Raw genomic sequence first — 18,650 nt, 5'->3', positions numbered from 1 at the left:
CTAGGCACTTTTCTTCCCGGAACCGGAGGCCTTCTTCTTGTGTGGCGAGGAGGAGGCCTCCTTTGCCGTCGCCTTCTTCTTGGCTGGTTTCCTGGCAGCAGCCGGCTTCTTGGCTGCGGACTTCTTCGCTGGCGCTTTCCTGGCTGGTGGTTCCTTGCTCTTCGCCGCTTTGCTCCCGGCTTTTGACTTCCGGCCCTCGATGCTGCGCTTGAGCGCTTCCATCAAATCGATGACCTCCCCGGAGTCGCTGCTGCGCTCCTCGGAGCCGAAGGTCGCTTCAGTATCCAGTTCCTCGCCTTGCTCGATTTTCGCTTCGATCAGCGCTTGCAGTTGGAGCTGGTAGTCGTCCTGGAATTCTTCCGGGGTGAAATCGGTGCTGTACTGGTCCACTAGGGCAGCAGACATCTTCAGTTCCTGCTCACTGATCCGCGGTGATTTCTCCGGTGCCACCTGCTCGGCGTCGCGCAGCTCGTCCGCCCACATGACCGCTTGCAGCACCATCACCTTGGACCGGACACGCAAGATGCCCAGCCGGGTCTTCTGGCGCAGGGCAAAGCGCACCACCGCCAGCTTCTCAGTGTTTTCCAGTGTCCGGCGCAACAGCTCGTAGGCCTTGGGCGACTTCGAGTCCGCCTGGAGGTAGTAGCTCTTCTCCAGCATCAGGGGATCAACTTGGCTTGCCGGGACGAACTGGACTACCTCGATTTCGCGGCTTTTCTCCGCAGGCAGAGCGTCCATGTCCTCATCGGTGAGCACAATGGTCCGTTCCCCGTCTTCATAGGCCTTGTCCAGATCCTTGTAGGCGATTTTCTTCCCGCAGACTTCGCATCGGCGTTCGTAGCGGATTCGGCCGCCGTCCTTGTCATGGACCTGATGCAGGTCGATGTCGTGGTCTTCGGTGGCGCCGTAGGCCTTGACCGGCACGTTCACCAAGCCGAAGGCAATTGATCCAGTCCAGATAGCTCGCATGGGCATAGTGAAGCATCTTTCCGGCCGCGCGTCACTGGCCGGATGAGACTGGCAGGCTGCACGGAGGTTCAGCAGCGCAAAACGCAAAGCTTGCTTGGAACGCTGGATTCCCCGGCGCTGCTCGGGAAGATTGGCCCCATACGGAAAAGCAAAGGACAGCGCATGGCACGCAGGGAGCAAACCGTGAAAGTCGCGGGGCACACGCTGAAGGTCAGCAATCTGGACAAGATCTTGTACCCGCAGACCGGAACCACCAAGGGAGAAGTCATGGACTACTTCCAGCAAGTGGCTCCGGCGCTGATTCCGCATGCCGCGTGGCGCCCCGCTACCCGCAAGCGCTGGGTGGACGGGGTGGGCACTGCCGAAGAACCGGGCAAGGTGTTTTTCCGCAAGGATCTTGAAGACTCCGCCCCCAGCTGGGTTCCCTCGGCCAAGCTGCAGCACAAGACCCATGCGAATACCTATCCGCTGGTCAATAACGAGGCGGTGCTGGCCTGGCTGGCCCAAATGGCAGCGCTGGAAATCCACGTTCCCCAATGGCGTTTCGATTCGTCGCTGGAACCTGCCAACCCGGACCGGCTGGTTCTGGACCTCGATCCCGGTCCCGGTGCCGGTTTGGAGCAGTGCGCTGAAGTCGCGCTGATCTGCCGGGAGATCCTCGACGGCATGGAGCTGCCCAGCTTCCCAGTGACCTCTGGTTCCAAGGGCATCCACCTCTATGCCGGGCTGGATGGCAAATACGCCTCAGACCAGGTCAACGAGGTGGCCAAGGAACTGGCTTCGACGTTGGAGAAGGAGCACCCGCAACTGGTTCTCTCCAGCATGAAGCGCTCGCTGCGCGAGAACAAGGTGCTCGTGGACTGGAGCCAGAACAATGCCTCGAAAACCACTGTCTGCCCATATTCGCTGCGGGGTCGCGCCCGGCCCACCGTTGCCGCCCCGCGGACCTGGCAGGAAATCGAAGCGCAGGGGTTGGCGCAACTGGACTTCCACGAGGTGCTGGAGCGCATTGCTGATGGAATGGAACCCCTGGCGCAACTGGCCTCGGCGCAACGGCAGGACCCGGATCGCCTGGCGGCCTACCGCTCCAAGCGCGATGCGTCGCTGACACCCGAACCGGTGCCGGAGCAGTCCGGGAAGGCTGAGAAGGCACAGTCCGTTCAGGCCGGAAGCGACGGCACCGGGTTGTCTTTCGTCATCCAGGAACACCATGCCCGCCGGCTGCATTGGGATTTCCGCCTGGAGCACGAGGGAGTGCTGGTCTCCTGGGCAGTGCCCAAGGGCCCGCCGCTGGAACCCGGAGTCCAGCGCCTGGCGGTCATGACCGAAGACCATCCGCTATCCTACGCAAGTTTCGAAGGCAGCATCCCGAAGGGGCAATACGGCGCCGGGGAAGTATCGATCTGGGATTCGGGCCGGTGCGTTATCGAGAAATGGCGCGAAGGCAAAGAAGTCATCGCGGTACTCACCGGTGATTCAGCAGGAGGACTGGGCGGCGTGCCACGGCGTTTCGTGCTGATCCAGGCCGCAGGGATGGGCGGAAAGGACAATTGGCTGCTTCAACTGGCCAAGGACCAGCCTTCGGCAGCCGAGGGCGGGGCCTCCGCTGATTCCAGTGGCGCAGGACCGGACGCAGCTCGCGAGCCCAGCGCCAAGCAGGCCGTGGCTGACCTGTCTGGCCAACCCTTGCGCCCCATGCTGGCCACGCCTGGCACGGCCGGGGACTTCGGCGTTGAGCAGGACTGGAGCTTTGAAATGAAATGGGACGGCTACCGAGCACTTGCAGTAGTCGGTGACGGCGTAACCAAGCTGCTCAGCCGCAACGGCCATGACCTGACCGGCGACTTCCCGGAACTCGGAATTCTCGGTTCGTTGCTGCCGGACCGCTGCGTAGTGGATGGGGAAATCGTTGCCCTGGATTCTTCGGGCCGCCCAGATTTCTCGCTGCTCCAGCAACGGGTGTCCCACCAGCGCAAGAAGCGCACGAAGCAGGCCTCGGCCGTCAGGATCCAGTACATGCTCTTCGACGTGCTGCAATTGCCCGCCGGCAAAGGCGCCGGGCTAGAGGATCTGACTGCGCTGCCCTACGAGCAACGCCGCCAGCGGCTTGCGGGCCTGGATATCGACCACCAGTACGTGCAGGTTCCCCCGACCCACACCGGGACCTTGGAACAAGCCATCGAGACCAGCCGCGAGCTAGGCCTGGAAGGCGTGGTGGCCAAGGAACGCGACTCGGCATACGAGCTGGGCCGGCGCAGCGGCAGCTGGTTGAAGCTCAAGCACCAGCTGCATCAGGAAGCCGTGGTGATTGGCTGGCGGACAGGGCACGGGTCGCGCAGCCGCAGCCTGGCGTCGCTGCTGCTGGCCATTCCGGGACATGACGGTTTGGAGTACGCCGGCCGTGTGGGCACCGGATTCAGCGACACGCAACTTGCCGAGATCCGCGAACGGCTTGAGAAGATCGAGCGCAAAACTCCGCCAGCCAAGCAGATTCCCGCAGCGCATCGGCGTGATGCCCACTGGGTGAGCCCGAAATACGTGGCAGAAGTCCGATACACCGAACTGACCTCGGAGCGCCTTCTGCGCCATCCCGTGTGGCGCGGTTGGCGCGAAGACAAGCAACCGGATGAGGTCCACTGGGAAACAGCGGATCCTTCCGGAAACCAAACCGCAAATGGCGGATAACACAAGGAGCAAAACATGAAATTGCTGGCAAAGATCTTCGGAACCCTGGTCTCACTCGGCGCAGGCTGGCTTGGCGCCAAGCTCGTCTCCGGGATCTGGCACAAGGCCATGGGCGAAGAACCGCCGTCACTGGCCAACCCCGATAAGCAGCAGCAGGCAGCCGTAGGCAAGGTGCTGGCATTCGCCGTGATCTCAGGGGCAAGTGCTTCTGCCATCCAGGCTCTGGCCAAACGGTGGACGCGTTCCCTGGAAGCCAAGGCAGCGGGCCGGTAGCTGGCCGCAGTCAGGCAGAAACCCGGATGCACTGGGTCGGGCAGCTGTTATGCAGTCGCCCGACTCGCTGCTGCCCGGTCCTGCGGAATGGTTGCACTCGGTGCATCCACCGCAGTGATGAATTACGGGTACCTGAAGCCCTTTGGGATACGAGCGGTGATCAGCTGGCCGGCAGATTCATATCGGTCGGCGGAAAGATCCATGCCGTAGCCATTATGCGTGGCGATCTGCGAGGGCAGGCAAAAACAGCTTCGGACTGGCCGGCCATCTCGACGAGACCGAAGGGCAAAAGTGCAGCGATGCAACTCGCGGCAAAATCACCGACTCCTCTGGCATCTGGGCAATCATGGACTTAGAATGGAAAGAAAATATCACTATACGAAAGTGGAATCCATGTCCATCCAGTCTTCTCCCCTAGCCGCAGGCCAGGCAGCTCCGGACTTCTCCTTGCAGGACGCCAAGGGGGAAACAGTTTCCCTCTCCGACTATTCAGGTCAGAAGGTTATCGTCTATTTCTACCCCAAGGCCGCAACTCCAGGCTGCACCACCGAGGCCTGCGATTTCCGCGACAGCCTCAATTCGTTGCAAGCGGCAGGATACTCCGTACTGGGCATCTCCCCGGACGCACCGGAAGAGCTGGCAGCCTTCGCCAACGACGAATCGCTGAACTTCCCGCTCCTCTCCGATCCTGGAAATGAAGTTGCGACAGCCTACGGCTCTTACGGCGAAAAGACCATCGGTGGAAAAACGATCGTGGGCACTTTGCGCTCCACTGCAGTCATCAATGAAGATGGCAGCATCCAGCAAATCGAATATTCGGTGGATGCCACGGGACATGTAGCCCGACTCCGTGACTCGCTGGGAATCTAGAGGATTTCACATCCGGTTCTTTCCTGCGCCAGTAGTGATGCTTCAGCCGGGGCCAGCTTCGTCTGGCCCCGGCTGTGCTCTGCAGCCCGCGCTGGGACCGTCAAGCTATATCTGCATTTCGGCATGGGCGTTGGCCAAAAGATGCATGAAAGCACCACGGTCGAATGCAGCTCGCTGCCGGACCGCGCCATTGCCCGTCTCCAGCATATTTCTCAGGGAAATCACGGCGAAGTCGTAGTCCCCATGAGCTCGCAGTGCGTCCTCGGCAGTACGCAGCAGCCTGCGAGCCAGCTCTTTCACCGCAATCGGTGCGCCGGTTTCCGTATCCACTTGCTCTCCGGTGATTCCATTCTTGGCCGCTTGCCACAATGACAGATCCAGGACTTCGGGAAGATACTCGACAGCTTCGAATTCACCGGCCACGGCAGTTTCGACAAGCCCCCGCAGCAGCACGGCAAGCAAAACCGAATCTTGCGCTCTGAGCTGCGAATCGGCGACACGAATTTCGACTGTGGGATACTTTTCCGACAGCCGTGCGGACCATCCGATATGCCCGGGGTCGGGTACAGCAGCGGTGCCGTTGATGCGCGCAAGACGCGACTCATAGTCCCGGAAATCTGCAAAGTATGGCGGGATTCCCTGGACAGACCACTTCCGGTAATGAATGGTTCTCCACGATGAGAAGCTGCTGTCGACGCCTCGCCAATATGGTGAATTCGCGCCTAATGCGCAAAGAAGGGGCAGCCAGCCGCGCAAGAAATTCAGTGCACGAACGCCGGCTTCCGGATCAGGGACCGAGACATGGACGTGCAAACCGCACATGTAGTGCTCGGCAGCTATTCCTGAAATGAATTTGCCGATTTCCTGATACCTTGCGTTATCGGTAAATGCCGGACGCTGCTGGGGAATCATGGGCGCCGAACCTATGCCCGCGACCAGCAGACCGCTAGAGGCCGCTTTGCTTACCAGGGCCCTGCGAAAGCTTCCCAACTCGTGCAACGCCTGGTCCCGGTCTTCGCAGATGGAACTCGCGTGTTCAACTTGGCAAGCTAGAAACTCATTTTGCACTTCCCCGTCGCGTTGCGAATCCAGTGCCTGCCGGAACGGCTCCTGATCCACGCTGGCAGGCAATCCTGTTTCTGCGTCAAACATGAAGAATTCTTCTTCAATGCCAAAGGTACTCATCTCATGCCTCCCGGAATGGGTTTGCTTGGGCGCCAAGCTAGCAACTGGCCAGCGTTGAATTTCCAGGTCGCCGCAGGACCACCCGCATCAGTTGTTTGCGCCATTGCGCGTGCGGCTTTTGAAACACTAGTTCGCATGGCTTGGATGCACCCGGTTGCGGCAGGGATTCCCATGGACCTCCCATCAATCCGACATGAATCGAACACGAAGGCTGAAACAGGTCCGGATGTGGAATTGATGCGCTGCAGTGTCCTCGCCCGCATGAATCCGGCGAAGTTCGGATGATATTGCGGAACCTGCGAACCAGCTACTGACTAGTAGGGAAACTCGAGCTGGCAATAGGCTGGGTACGGATTGATTCCCGCCCACGCCCAAGCCAAATACCTTACGCTTGAAGCACACTCCGCTTCTCATTGACGGCGAACTATGCCCTGCCAGCAAGCCAACCCGCAATTTGCGAAGTGGCGTGACTTATGGGGATAACTCGAAAGTTACGAACAAAGTGGAGGTAGTACCAATGTCAGGTCGAAAACTGCTGAACGTGTCGCGGAACTTCTGGGATCCCGAGAGGGACGCTCCCATCTGAGCGAGCATGGATGGATCCAGGGAATGCCGGTGATCATTGGACAAATCAACGAGCCGGTTGACGATGTCATGGGTCTCGTTTCCGTTCACAATTGCCCTGTGCTGGTGGCAATACTCGACGACCAGGGTGAGCGGCTTCGTTTCATTCACGTCTCGCCACCAAATGATGCTCTCGAAATAGTTGAAGAAACTCCGGCGCACCACCCGATCTGCTCTCTTTTCGAGCTAGCCGAGGAACACGGCATGCTGGAGTTCCGAGTCCGGTACTGGGCGCACACTGCTGTTGCAAACGCCCTTCCGGACTTCACACCGAAAGAACAGGTGCAAATGACAATGCTGCGCAGATAAATTCCGAACTGCGCGACGTACGCCCGCCGGGAATGGCCGGCTTGCGCCATACCGCTAGGCACCGATTGCAGCCTAAGGCGCCAAAACGAGAACGGTCCTGCCCTCCGATTTACGGAAGGCAGGACCGTTCTCGTTTTGCGGACGGCTAGCGGCCGGCGATCTTCACCAGCTTGTGGTTGATGAATTCATCCATGCCGTACTTGCCCAGCTCACGCCCGATGCCCGAGCGCTTCACTCCCCCGAAAGGCAGCTCAGGGTAGGAAGCGGATGGCTCATTGATGGCCACCATGCCGCTTTGCAGCTGCAGTGACACGCGCTGCGCGCGTTCCATGTCCTGCGTGTGGATGGAAGCTCCCAGCCCGTAGTCGGTGCTGTTGGCCAGGGCCACGGCTTCCTCTTCGCCGTCCACCTTGTAGAGCACGGCGACCGGACCGAAGAGCTCTTCGGAGAACGCGCGCATCTCGGGAGTCACCCCGGCCAGCACGGTCGGTTCGTAGAATGCGCCATCGCCCTGGATCGGCTTGCCGCCGGCCAGCACCTGGGCACCCTTGTCGATGGCATCCTGCACCTGGGCGGCCAGTCCGTCCCGGGCCGCGGCCGAAGACAGCGGGCCGAGGAAGTTCTCTGGCTGGGATGGGTCACCCACAGTGATCCCGGAGACCTGCTCCACCAGGGCTTTGGAGAAATCCTCGTAGACCGAGGAGTCGACGATGAAGCGCTTGGCGGCATTGCAGGCCTGCCCGGTGTTGCCGAATCGAGCACGCATGCCCAGCTTGGCGGTGCGGGCCACGTCTGCATCCTCGAACACCATGAATGGATCCGAGCCGCCGAGTTCCAGCACGACCTTCTTCAGGTTGCGTCCGGCAATTTCCGCCACGGCAGCGCCGGCACGCTCCGAACCGGTCAGCGAGACGCCCTGCACCCGGCGGTCCGCGATCATGTCCGCGACCTGCTCATTGGTGGCAAAGATGTTCACGTACGCGCCCTGGGGCGCACCGGCTTCGCGGAAGATCTCTTCCATTACAAGCGCCGACTCCGGGCACTGCGGAGCGTGCTTGAGCAGGATAGTGTTGCCGTTCATCAGGTTCGGTCCGGCAAAGCGGGCCACCTGGTAGTACGGGAAGTTCCACGGCATGATGCCCAGCAGCGCGCCCACTGCTTCCTTGCGCACCAGCGCCGTGCCGCCGGAGGCGATTTCCAGCTCCTCATCCTCCAGGTACTTCGGGCCGTTCTTGGCGTAGTAGCGGTAGATTGCCGCCACGATGCCGATTTCGCCCAGCGCCTGCTTGATGGGCTTGCCCATTTCGCGGGTGATGATCGCTGCCAGTTCCTCGGCTCGTGCCTCGTAGATGTCGGCCACGCGTTCGAGCAGGGCAACGCGCTCCTCCAGCGCCGAGACCGACCACTGGGTGTAGGCGTGGTGCGCCTTGGCCATGGCTTCCTGGATTTGCTCATCGGTGGCGGTCGGGTAGGTTGCCTCGACGACGCCGGTGGCAGGGTTGGTAACAGCATAAGTGGACATGGTGCTCCTTCGACGATTCGCTATTTGGACACTTAGCGCCCAGTCTTCCAGCTCCCGTCGCCAATTCCCCGGACTCTTCGGCTATTGGCGTGTTCGCCGCGGAAACTGCCGCTGTTCCTCCAAAGTCGCAGACTGGGCCGGCAGCAAGGATTGCAGTGCTGCTGGACTCCTCGCAGCTGCGCCGGGTGATGCGCTGGACGCTCGGGATCCGGCTCGATCCTACTCGCTTGCCTCCTGCTTTCCTGGAAGCTCCGAGCTCTCGCCATCGAACCTGAATGCTTCCTGCGGATTGGCCGCGATCCGTGACCTGCGGCGCGCTCTTGCCTAGCGTCGTATGCAACCAGCAGCGCTCCGCACGGACTGCGGAGCCGGATGCGCGGCCACCCGCCGCGCCACCCGCAGCTGACGACAGCAGCAGAGGAAGGGAAGACATGAGCACCAACGATCACACCAGTTCGAATCCATTCCCCGATGACCAGCGCAGCACCCCGCAACCCGGAACCATCCGCCACGACTTGAACGATCCGGATCCGTTGACCGAGCCGCAAACGGACCTGTTCCCGTCGGGCACTGTCGAACCGGTACCGGCCGACGCGCATGATTCCGGTGACCTGCAGTCCGCAGGAAGCGGCAGTACGTCGGGCAAAGCGCAGGCAGCCCAGGATCTGGCGCGCGAGGGCCAGGAATCCGCCACCCACGTGCTTGACAGCGCCAAGCAGGAAGCCTCGATGCTCGCTGAGCAGGCCAAGGACCAGGCCACCCACCTGTGGGATGAACTCGGCTCCGACCTGAAGGAGCAGACCTCCGCGCAGCAGCGGAAGGTCGCGGCCAACCTGCGCGACATCAGCGATGAGTTCCGCGCCATGCTGGACCAGTCCAGCGCGAGCGGAACCGCGTCCATGCTGGTGGACCGGGCTTCACATCACAGCGGCCAGGCCGCCGATTGGCTCGAACAGCGCGAGCCGCACGACTTGCTGGATGAGGTCAAGGGCTTTGCACGCAAACGCCCCGCCGCCTTCTTGGGGCTGGCGCTGGGCGCCGGCCTGCTGGCAGGACGCATGACCCGGAATGCCAGCGAGCCGAAGGAAGGCACAGGGCACCGCGACCAGCAACCGCGCCCCGGCACCACCAGCGCACCGAACGCCGCGTCCGGTGACGGGCCAGGTCCGGTGCGGGTTGACCCGTCCTTCCAGGGAACCACCCGCGTGGATTCGGCAGGCAACCCGCTGCATGCCGATTCGGTGGATGTGGACCCGCTGCGCTCCTACCCTCCTGGGGATCCGCGCAGCACCGACTACCGCTAGGAGCATTCGATGACTCACACGACGCCAGATCCCGATTCCGCAGAACATGAACGTAGTTCCCTCGGCGCCCTGTTCAATGACCTGACCCAGAACGTATCGCTGCTGGTTCGCCAAGAGATCGAGCTGGCAAAGACGGAGTTGAAGGAGTCGGCCAGCTCCGCCGGCAAGGGCGCGGGAATGTATGCCGGTGCCGGTGTTGCCGGCCATTTCGTCTTGCTGTTCCTTTCCGTTGCGGCTTTCTTCGGATTGGCGCTCTGGATTGGCTATGGCTTCTCGGCCTTGGTGGTCGCCGCCCTCTGGGCGGTGATCGGTCTGGTCTTGGCTAGCGCAGCCAAGAAGAAGATGCAAGAGATCAAGGGACTGCCTAATACGGCCGAGACAGTCAAGAGGATTCCGTCAGCTTTTACTCCGAAGGATGATGCACCATGAGCAAGAATTCAGAAGAACTCCGCGCGGAAATCGCCCAGACACGAGGCGACATGCAACAGGATGTGGATGCGATTGCCGACAGGGTCAGTCCCAGCCACATTGCCCACCGACAATCCGAAAAGGTCAAGGACTCATTCAGGAAGGTGAAGGACTCCGTCATGGGAACCGGTGAATCAACGAGTGACCAGCTGCACCACTACAGTGAAGACGCCGCGGAAGCCGTCAGGGAGGCACCGCACAGGGTGGTGGAGCAGACCAAGGGCAATCCGCTGGCCGCCGGAATCATCGCCTTCGGGGCAGGATTGCTGGCCTCGTCGCTGCTTCCGGGGACCCAGAAAGAAGCCGAGCTGGTCCAGCGGGTCAAGGACAAGGCAGAACCGCTGGCCGCAGAGGCCAAGGATGCGGCGAAGCAGATTGCCGAAGACCTTCGGGAGCCTGCGCGACAGGCCGCCGAGGACCTGCGGGATTCCGCCCAGGAATCCGTGGAGACCGTAAAATCCGAAGCCAGCTCCGAAGCCGAGCATTTGCAAAGCGAAGCAAAGGACACGGCCAAGGGCATGAATAACGGCTCCTGATCCCCGGGTAGCGGTAAGAGGCTGGTGCGTGCAATCACTGATTGGAACCACCAGCCTTTCGCTATGCCCGGTAGCCGCCGAGCTAGACGGACCATCCACCATAATTTAGCTAGCCAAGCTAAATAAACACTAGAATGGTTCCATGGAGAATTCCAAATGACTCATTCGGCCTTGCCTACCCAGCTGGTTTGGTTCCGCGATGATCTGCGCACCAGCGACCACCCAGCGTTGAATGCCGCTCTTTCCTCCGGTCCGGTGATCGCGGTGTATGTCCTGGACCAGAAATCTGCCGGCATCCGCCCGCTGGGCGGCGCGGCCAAATGGTGGCTGCACCACGCGCTGGCGGACCTTCGCATATCGCTTGGGCAATTGAAAATCCCGCTCATCCTGCGCCAAGGCCCGGCCGCCGGGATCATCGGCGAACTCGTGCACGAAGGCAGTGTGCAGGCAGTGCACTGGAACCGCCGCTACGGCCACGCTGAACGCGCCGTCGACATGCAGATCAAGCAGGACCTGCAGGCCCGAGGCGTCCACGCCCACAGCTACAGCGGGACGCTCCTGCATGAGCCTTGGGAGCTGCTTACCAAGAACGACACCGGCTACAAGGTCTTCACGCCCTTCTATAATGCGTTGCGCGACGACGAGATCCGTCCTCCGTTGCCCGCGCCACAGGCACAAGAACCTCTCCCGGACACTAATCTTCCCGCCAGCGACGAGTTGGAGAGCTTGGGATTGTTGCCGGCTTTGGACTGGATTGACGGACTCGCCGCGCAATGGGGACCCGGAGAAGCGCCTGCCCGCCAGCGCCTGGAGCAGGTGCTGGAATCAATCGCCGGAGGCTACGCGGAGCACCATGACCGCCCCGATCTGGACGGCACCTCGGCTTTGTCCCCTGCTCTGCGCTGGGGACATCTGAGTGCGCCCGAGATGTGGGATGCCCTAGGCCGCCTTGCCGCCGAAAATCCCAAAGCTGCAGCAGGAGCCACCGCAATGCGGCGCCAACTGGCCTGGCGGGACTTCTGCTGGCACCTGTACTACCATCACCCGCAACTTCCGGAGCGGAATCTGCGTGCGCAGTTCGACCACTTCGACTGGGCCTGGCCTGAGCAGGACCCGCACGCCGCCGAACAGGTGCGGCTCTGGCAGAAGGGGCGCACCGGCTTCGGGCTGGTCGATGCCGGCATGCAGCAGCTCTGGCAGACCGGCTGGATGCATAACCGGGTGCGGATGGTGGCAGCCAGCCTGCTGGTCAAGAACCTGCAAGTGCATTGGAAGGTCGGCGAGCGGTGGTTCTGGGACACCCTGGTTGATGCGGATCTCGCCAGCAATTCGGCCAATTGGCAATGGGTCGCCGGCAGCGGAGCCGACGCTTCCCCATATTTCCGGGTCTTCAACCCGGAACTGCAGGCCAAGAAATTCGATCCCCAGGGAAGCTATGTGGCTCGATACGCGCCGCTGGCCGCGGAGCCCATTGTGGACCTGAAGCAATCGCGGCAGGCTGCATTGGATGCTTACGAGCAGATGAAACTCATCTCATAGTCGCGAAGCGTCTGGCAGCGGGAAGATGAAGCCCGCTGATCCAGATGATCTTCAACTGCTATTCGATGTTTCGGCCCAACGCATCTTCGGCTCGCTGTCTCAACGCATCAGCTTCCTTGCCGAGGGATCCAGAGCATCCTCAACCGAACACCAATGCGAAAACGCCTACCCGCTCACTTGCGTGCCTCCGATGCCTGCAAATAAGTCCAACCAAGACCAATCCGCCTTCCATCCTCCTCCGAAGAACCATTACAGGGCTCCTCCCGGAACCCGCAGAACTCGACGCGGAATAGAATCCGTGTCCCAGGAAGGACTGATTGCAATGCGCACTTCGCCTAACCGCTTGCTCGCAACAATTTTCGGGGCCGTGTACCTCCTTGTCGGCCTGCTCGGGTTCCTTGTCACTGCCGGCGTGGACTTCTTCGCAACAGAGGGCGGGAAGCTGATCATTTTCGAGGTCAACCCACTTCACAACGTGATCCACCTGGCCATCGGCGCTGCACTGCTCATCGCTGGGCTCGGATCCGTGCGTGCTTCCAAGCTCACCAACACCACGGTGGGCGCCGTCTACCTCCTGGTTGGCATCCTCGGCCTCTTCTTGGCCTCGACAGCGTTGAACATCATTGCCCTGAACGGTGCGGATAACGTCCTGCACCTAGCCAGCGCGATTCTCCTGCTGTCGGTAGGGCTGTCCCAGGACCGGACGCCAGCAGCCCATACCGCACGATCATGATTTCCCACGAGGCCATGGAGCCTGCCACCGAACCTGCCACGCAAGGGCGAGATGCAGTTGCGGGCTCCGTTGCCTTCGGCGGCCTCTATGCCGGGATCGCTGGTCTAGGAGTCGCGGCGCTGGCCGTGGCTTCCTCCGCCAGCTTGGCATCGACGTTCGGGATCGGGTCCGCCCCGGCACCATGGTGGGCGTGGCTCGGCGCGATAGCATCCGCGGTGTGGGCAGGCATGGCGCTGGTCTACGCCGTGGCCAGCCTGCTGAAGGCAGCGGCCCCTGCCGTGAACCTCGCCATTTCCTGCCTGGCGCTCGTCTCCTCCGTGCATTTGGCCAGCATTGCTGCTGGTCTTTGGGGGTTCCCGGAGGGAGCGAAAAATCTGGATCTCACCATTGCATCCTCGCTGTTGCTTGAACTGTCGGTGCTGGCGGTCTTCATGTGGCAGCGCAAGCGGCGGAAGAACCTTCCGCACCGGGCAGTGCGGTCCAGCAGCCTAGTTGTCCTCGGAGGCATGTTTGCCAGTTCAGTTGCGGTTGCGGCGGTTGCCAGTTTGGGGTTGGCGGCCTCGTCCGCCGGAGAACTGGCGGTACCTCATTCCGAGCACGGCATTCATCATTCGGGAGACATCGACCCGGGAATCATTCAAAAGATGAAACAGGCAGAGCACCACCACTAGCCGCAGCCCGGGGGCCAGTGCCAGGTATCCTACTGGCCCCCCATAGCCGAGGATTGCTGGCTAGGCCCGCGGATCAACGATGATCTTCACGTGTTCCTCGTTGTTGTTGATCAGCTGGTCGAAGCCTTCGGAAATAAGCTCATCAAGTCCGATGCGCCCGGTGATGAACGGTGCCAGATCCAGCTTGCCGCTTTGCACCAATGCAATGGTGTCCGGATGGTCATTGGCGTAGCCAATGGTGCCTCGCAGGTCGATCTCCTTCAGCACCAGCTTGGGCATGTCCACTTCAGGCTTATGCCCCCAGATCGAGACGTTGACGATCACCCCGCCAGGAGCCACCGCTTCCAGGAGCATGTCCAGCACCGCCGGGACCGAGGAGCACTCGAATCCGGCATCCGCACCACGGCCACCGGTAGCTTCGCGCACCTTCTCGGCCACGTCCCCATCCCTGGGATCGAAAACCTCGTCGGCCACCCCGGTTTCCCGCGCCTTGGCCTTGCGGGCCTCGGAGAGCTCCGAGATGTAGACCGTCAGCCCCTTCGCCTTGAGCACTGCTGCGGTCAGCAAGCCGATCGGGCCGGCCCCGCCCACGATGGCCACCTGCCCGGCCTGGGCGCCCGAGCGCACGAAGGCGTGGTGGGCCACCGACAGCGGCTCGATCAGCGCGGCTTCATCCAGTGGGATCTTGCCGATGGGATGCACCCAGCGGCGTTCCACGACGATTTTCTCCGATAGCCCGCCGCCGCGGCCGCCCAGGCCGATGAAGTTCATGTCCCGGGAGAGCTGGTACTGCTGGCCTTCGCCGGTGTCCACATCCTCGTGGATGATGTAGGGTTCCACCACGACGTTCTCGCCGACTTCGAGGCCGGTGACGCCCTCGCCCAGGGCGGTAATGGTTCCGGAGAACTCATGGCCCATGGTCACCGGCGCGCTCTCCCCCGAGATCGGGTGCGGATGCCCGGCCGGCGGGATGAAGATCGGGCCCTCCAGGTACTCGTGCAGATCGGTGCCGCAGATGCCGCACCAGGCAACATCGATGGCCACCGTTCCGGGCTTCAGCACCGGCTCATCGATGTCTTCGATCCGGATGTCCTTCTGGTCGTAGTATCGTGCTGCTCGCATGGCTCCCCCTCGAATCTTCCTGCCTGTTCCCGACCGGCCCAATGCCGATCGGTGCTTCCAGCACCCAAGCTACTGCGGCCGCCAGGATTTGAGAACCGTTGCAAGAGGTTTCACCCGATGGCCTCAGCAAGCCATCCAGTCAATGCCCAGCCAGCAACGCACGGCCTGGTTAGCGGCGCACAATGGACTATGGACATCATGTCGGCGGCGCAGCGTTCGCGGCTCATGTCGCGCATTTCCAGCAAGAACACCGGGCCGGAACTGGCCTTGCGCCGATTGCTGCACGCCGCCGGGTACCGTTACCGCGTGCACGGCATCCTGCCTGCACAGCAAGTTGCCCGGCTGCGCTCTTTGCATCCCGGGATCCCGTTGCGGGGCGGTAAGCTCCCCGGATCACCGGACTTGGTCTTCAGTGCCCGGCGCAAGGCGATCTTCGTCAATGGCTGCTTCTGGCACGGCCACGACTGCCCGGTTGGCCAGCGCCGCCCCGCTTCCAATACCGGCTATTGGAATCCCAAGCTGGATGCCAATATCGCCCGGGACCAACGCAACCGCAGGGACCTCGAAGCACTTGGCTGGGAATCGCTGACGCTCTGGGAGTGCGAACTGAAAACTATGGATGACGTCCTGCGCAGGGCAGCAAGCTTCCTCGGCCCCGTCCGCATCGCACAGCGCGGCGCCACCGCGCAGGATCCGCCCCAGGGCACCGGCGTTGGCTAAGATCGGAGAGTCCACCCTGCCGATATCGAGGCCGCCGCTAGCGGTTAGCCGAACCAACACGTTCCCCGAGGTCCATGAAATCCAGCACCCCCCGCTTCGAAGTCCCGGTGCTCCTGGGAACACAGACGCTGTTCAATATCGGTTTCTACGCTGTGGTTCCTTTCCTTGCTGTAGTGCTAGCCAACGACTTCCTGCTGGCAGGTACCGCGGTGGGCCTGATCCTGGGTGTCCGGACCTTCGCCCAGCAAGGGCTCTTCCTGGCCGGAGGCAGCCTGGCCGATCGCTTCGGCGCCCGGCGCATGATTCTCATTGGTTGCGCCGTACGCGCCGCAGGGTTCTCCACACTGGCGGCCTCGCTGTCCTTGGGCGACCCGCAGCTCTGGCTATTTATCCTCGGCACATTGCTCACCGGATTCGGCGGAGCACTCTTCTCCCCGGGCCTGAGCATCCTGGTGGGCGCGGCCCAGACCGCGCGCGACAGGGGCCAGGCCACAGGAGCCAAACGGGCCTCCCTCTTTGCCTGGCTGAGCATTACCGGAGAGATCGGCGCCGTGACCGGACCGCTGGTCGGGGCTGCACTGTGGGGCTGGGGGTTCGCAACAGTTGCAGGCTTCGGGGCGCTGTTCTTCATCGCCATCGGATTGTTCCTCGCTGCAGCCTTGCGCCGTCCCGCCCCGGAAAGTTATTCGCGCGATCGCTCGGAAAGCCCTGCACAGCCGAAGCACCAGTCCGGCAGCCTGCGGCGCTGTCTTGCGGACCGGAAGTTCGTGGCGTTCTGCGCCTTGCATGCCTCGGACTTGCTGGCATACAACCAGCTCTATTTGGCCATTCCCCTGGAATTGCAACGCACTGGCATGCCCACCCAGTGGCTGGGACTGGTATTCGCTTGGATCTCTGTACTGACCTTGGGCTTGCAATTGCCCGTCGCCTGGATCGCTGCACGGATCGGCGCGGCGGCGACCCTGCGTTGCGGGTACTTCTCGAGCGCTTTGGGATTTGGCGTGCTGGCGTTCCTCCCGGCCTCTGCCTTCGGCGAGCAGACTGGTCCGATCCGCATTCTGTGCGCAGTCACTCTGCTGGCTTTGGGGCATATGAGCGTGCATCCCACGGCCTTGTCGTTGGTTCCAAAATTCGCCGGGCACCGCGCCACTGGATCCTACTTCGGCCTGCTCGCCAGCTGCGGCGGCCTGGCTGTGCTGGTGGGGAACATGCTGGTCGGGTGGCTGCTGGCGCAGGCCGGCCAGGATCTCATCCCCGGCTTCCTGCCTTGGCTTTTCCTCATGCTCCCCTTGGGCCTTGCTGCTTGGCTCGCCGCATTACTCGTGCGACGCTCAGGTGTCCTTGCCCAGGGTGCATGAACTGCGACACATGACGCCTAATCTGCGAAAAATTTCCATACGGCACCCCAACTTTGCACTACTCAGCTTCAACTCTTACAGAACGCTGCACGGGTGCTTTCCTTCCGGTTTTCAAGCGGGGTAATTATCAGCAAGACAAGGCCGCTAATTAGGGTACGCTTACCAAGGCACTATTGCATTAGATGCCAATCCATCACGTAATGCCGAAGGATTTCCATGAAACTTGGACGATTGAGCGCTGCCGCAGGATTCGCGGCCCTTGCCCTCGCGCTGGCCGCCTGCAGCTCCACCTCCGCCAGCTCCGCTCCGGAGAAAGCAGCGGACCCGGAGGCCCGGGTAGTCGTGGCCAACTTCCGTGCCCCGGTCTCCAATTGGGCGCTGGAAAGCGACGACGCCTACGTGCTCTCCATCGCCGGCTGCCTGGAAACCCTGGCCAAATACGACCAGGGAACCAAAACCGTCGAACCGATGCTCGCTACCTCCTGGAAGCAGTCCTCGGACACCGAATGGGACTTCGAGCTGCGCAAGAACGTGGAATTCCAAGATGGCACCATCATGGATGCCAAGGCCGTAGCCGCTTCACTCAACCATGTGCTCAAGGCGACCGCACCGGCCCGTGCGGTGAACCCCAAGACCATCAAGAAGGTCGAAGCCCTCGACGCTGATACCGTGCGGGTCACCACCCCCGGCGCGGATCCGCTGCTGCCCTACCGCATGGCCAGCGTGAACGCAGGTGTGCTCTCCCCTGCCGCGTACACCGGCAAGGGCATCGATCCGATGCATCATTGCACCGGGCCTTTCGCCCCGGTCTCCGAAAAAGCCGGGCAGTCCCTGACCTTGGACCGCAATGAGAATTACTGGGACGGCGAAGTGAAGCTGGCTGGCGGAGAAATCCGCTACATCACCGAAGGCGCCACCCGTGCCACCCAGGTGCAGACGGTCGAAGCGGACATCTCGATGTCCATCCCGGCCACCAGCCTGGCTACCCTGGAGGCCGATGACAAGATCAGCGTGCTCAAGGCCGATTCTCCTCGCACCTCGACCCTGTACCTGAACAACTCGCGCGCTCCATTCGACAACCCGGAGCTGCGCAAGGCCGCCACCATGGCCTTGGACCTGCCGGCCATGGCCGCGAGCATCTACGAGGGCGCTGCGCAGCCTGCCACCGGCCCCTTTGCCCCGAGCGAGCCTTGGGCCAACCCTGACCTGGCCGTACCGCAGGTGAATCTCGTGGAAGCCAAGAAGCTGGTGGAAGCCTCGGGATACAAGCAGGAGAAGCCGCTGGAAATCATTGCGATCACCGAACGCGCGGAGTTCGCCGGGGTAGGCGCCATCATCCAGGAGCAGTTCAAGCAGATCGGCTTGCAGGCCAACGTAGTGACCAAGTCCTACGGCGCCGCGGAGCCCGATGTGCTGGCAGGCAAGTACGACATGATCCTCAGCCAGCGCAACCGGATGATCGACATCGCCGACCCGATCGGCTTCCTGCAGTCCGACTACACCTGCGAGGGCGGCTACAACCTGAGCCACTACTGCAACGAGGACTATGACAAGCTGGTCGGCCAGGCACTGGTGGAGAAGGATGAAACCAAGCGCCACGACCTGTACCGCAAGGCAGGCGATATCCTCGCCGAAGACGCCGCGAACGTCTGGCTGGTCAACGAGCAGGCTATCGACGCCGTGGGAGCCAAGGTCCAGGGCTATGTCCAGGACCCGCTGACCCGCTACGTGCTGACTAAGGATCTGGCGAAGACCAGCTAGC

Annotated in this window: 17 protein-coding genes; 13 read left to right on the top strand and 4 right to left on the bottom strand. The window is 62.0% G+C overall.

Annotation, left to right across the window (positions count from 1 at the left end):
- Complete coding sequence (gene ku, locus ANI01nite_RS04040; RefSeq protein ID WP_141356222.1) at positions 1 to 969, bottom strand: non-homologous end joining protein Ku; 969 nt, start codon at positions 967 to 969, stop codon at positions 1 to 3.
- A 162-nt stretch (positions 970 to 1,131) separates the two neighbouring features.
- On the opposite strand from ku, the gene ANI01nite_RS04035 reads away from it, so the two are divergent.
- The 3 genes from ANI01nite_RS04035 to bcp all read left to right on the top strand — a co-directional run bounded on the left by ANI01nite_RS04035 (position 1,132) and on the right by bcp (position 4,797).
- Positions 1,132 to 3,654: an ATP-dependent DNA ligase gene (locus ANI01nite_RS04035; RefSeq protein WP_141356219.1), complete on the top strand. Its 2,523-nt coding sequence runs from the start codon at positions 1,132 to 1,134 to the stop codon at positions 3,652 to 3,654.
- A 15-nt stretch (positions 3,655 to 3,669) separates the two neighbouring features.
- Positions 3,670 to 3,927 (top strand): DUF4235 domain-containing protein, encoded by a 258-nt coding sequence (locus ANI01nite_RS04030; protein WP_022875705.1) that lies wholly within the window; start codon positions 3,670 to 3,672, stop codon positions 3,925 to 3,927.
- A gap of 393 nt (positions 3,928 to 4,320) precedes the next feature.
- Positions 4,321 to 4,797: a thioredoxin-dependent thiol peroxidase gene (gene bcp, locus ANI01nite_RS04025; protein WP_141356217.1), complete on the top strand. Its 477-nt coding sequence runs from the start codon at positions 4,321 to 4,323 to the stop codon at positions 4,795 to 4,797.
- A gap of 105 nt (positions 4,798 to 4,902) precedes the next feature.
- Here bcp and ANI01nite_RS04020 read toward each other — a convergent pair whose 3' ends face one another.
- Positions 4,903 to 5,982: a carboxylate-amine ligase gene (locus ANI01nite_RS04020; protein ID WP_141356215.1), complete on the bottom strand. Its 1,080-nt coding sequence runs from the start codon at positions 5,980 to 5,982 to the stop codon at positions 4,903 to 4,905.
- A gap of 609 nt (positions 5,983 to 6,591) precedes the next feature.
- On the opposite strand from ANI01nite_RS04020, the gene ANI01nite_RS04015 reads away from it, so the two are divergent.
- A complete protein-coding gene (locus ANI01nite_RS04015; protein ID WP_255314396.1) occupies positions 6,592 to 6,915 on the top strand; it encodes a hypothetical protein in 324 nt (107 codons plus the stop codon).
- A gap of 145 nt (positions 6,916 to 7,060) precedes the next feature.
- Here ANI01nite_RS04015 and ANI01nite_RS04010 read toward each other — a convergent pair whose 3' ends face one another.
- On the bottom strand, positions 7,061 to 8,437 hold the full coding sequence (locus ANI01nite_RS04010; RefSeq protein ID WP_141356211.1) for an NAD-dependent succinate-semialdehyde dehydrogenase: 1,377 nt from the start codon (positions 8,435 to 8,437) through the stop codon (positions 7,061 to 7,063).
- A 431-nt stretch (positions 8,438 to 8,868) separates the two neighbouring features.
- Here ANI01nite_RS04010 and ANI01nite_RS04005 point away from each other — a divergent pair, with 431 nt between their 5' ends.
- The 6 genes from ANI01nite_RS04005 to ANI01nite_RS03980 all read left to right on the top strand — a co-directional run bounded on the left by ANI01nite_RS04005 (position 8,869) and on the right by ANI01nite_RS03980 (position 13,688).
- Positions 8,869 to 9,741: a hypothetical protein gene (locus ANI01nite_RS04005; RefSeq protein ID WP_141356210.1), complete on the top strand. Its 873-nt coding sequence runs from the start codon at positions 8,869 to 8,871 to the stop codon at positions 9,739 to 9,741.
- 9 nt (positions 9,742 to 9,750) lie between these two features.
- Entirely contained in the window at positions 9,751 to 10,170 is a 420-nt protein-coding gene (locus ANI01nite_RS04000; protein WP_141356208.1) for a phage holin family protein, read from the top strand.
- The gene (locus ANI01nite_RS03995) at positions 10,167 to 10,745 is read left to right on the top strand and encodes a DUF3618 domain-containing protein (protein WP_141356206.1); all 579 of its coding nucleotides are present in this window, start codon (positions 10,167 to 10,169) and stop codon (positions 10,743 to 10,745) included. Before ANI01nite_RS04000 ends, ANI01nite_RS03995 begins: the two co-directional genes overlap by 4 nt.
- Positions 10,746 to 10,901: 156 nt before the next feature.
- Positions 10,902 to 12,284 (top strand): cryptochrome/photolyase family protein, encoded by a 1,383-nt coding sequence (locus tag ANI01nite_RS03990; RefSeq protein ID WP_174787665.1) that lies wholly within the window; start codon positions 10,902 to 10,904, stop codon positions 12,282 to 12,284.
- A gap of 322 nt (positions 12,285 to 12,606) precedes the next feature.
- A complete protein-coding gene (locus ANI01nite_RS03985; RefSeq protein ID WP_066142563.1) occupies positions 12,607 to 13,017 on the top strand; it encodes a DUF4383 domain-containing protein in 411 nt (136 codons plus the stop codon).
- A complete protein-coding gene (locus ANI01nite_RS03980) occupies positions 13,014 to 13,688 on the top strand; it encodes a hypothetical protein (RefSeq protein ID WP_141356204.1) in 675 nt (224 codons plus the stop codon). The genes ANI01nite_RS03985 and ANI01nite_RS03980 overlap by 4 nt, the downstream gene beginning before the upstream one ends.
- Positions 13,689 to 13,748: 60 nt before the next feature.
- Here ANI01nite_RS03980 and ANI01nite_RS03975 read toward each other — a convergent pair whose 3' ends face one another.
- Positions 13,749 to 14,810, bottom strand: a complete 1,062-nt coding sequence (locus ANI01nite_RS03975; RefSeq protein ID WP_141356202.1) for a 2,3-butanediol dehydrogenase — start codon at positions 14,808 to 14,810, stop codon at positions 13,749 to 13,751.
- A gap of 117 nt (positions 14,811 to 14,927) precedes the next feature.
- Between ANI01nite_RS03975 and ANI01nite_RS03970 the strand changes: the two genes are divergently transcribed.
- From ANI01nite_RS03970 to ANI01nite_RS03960, 3 genes are all read left to right on the top strand, one after another.
- Entirely contained in the window at positions 14,928 to 15,530 is a 603-nt protein-coding gene (locus tag ANI01nite_RS03970; protein ID WP_307723199.1) for a very short patch repair endonuclease, read from the top strand.
- A gap of 74 nt (positions 15,531 to 15,604) precedes the next feature.
- Entirely contained in the window at positions 15,605 to 16,888 is a 1,284-nt protein-coding gene (locus ANI01nite_RS03965; protein WP_141356200.1) for an MFS transporter, read from the top strand.
- 216 nt (positions 16,889 to 17,104) lie between these two features.
- Positions 17,105 to 18,649, top strand: coding sequence for an ABC transporter substrate-binding protein (locus ANI01nite_RS03960; protein WP_141356198.1), 1,545 nt, complete (start codon positions 17,105 to 17,107; stop codon positions 18,647 to 18,649).
- The last annotated feature ends 1 nt before the right edge of the window (position 18,650 follow it).

This window comes from Glutamicibacter nicotianae (assembly GCF_006539525.1).
GTDB lineage: Bacteria > Actinomycetota > Actinomycetes > Actinomycetales > Micrococcaceae > Glutamicibacter > Glutamicibacter nicotianae.
Note: the sequence above shows the minus strand (reverse complement) of the source record. Positions and strands in the feature narration are given on the sequence as shown.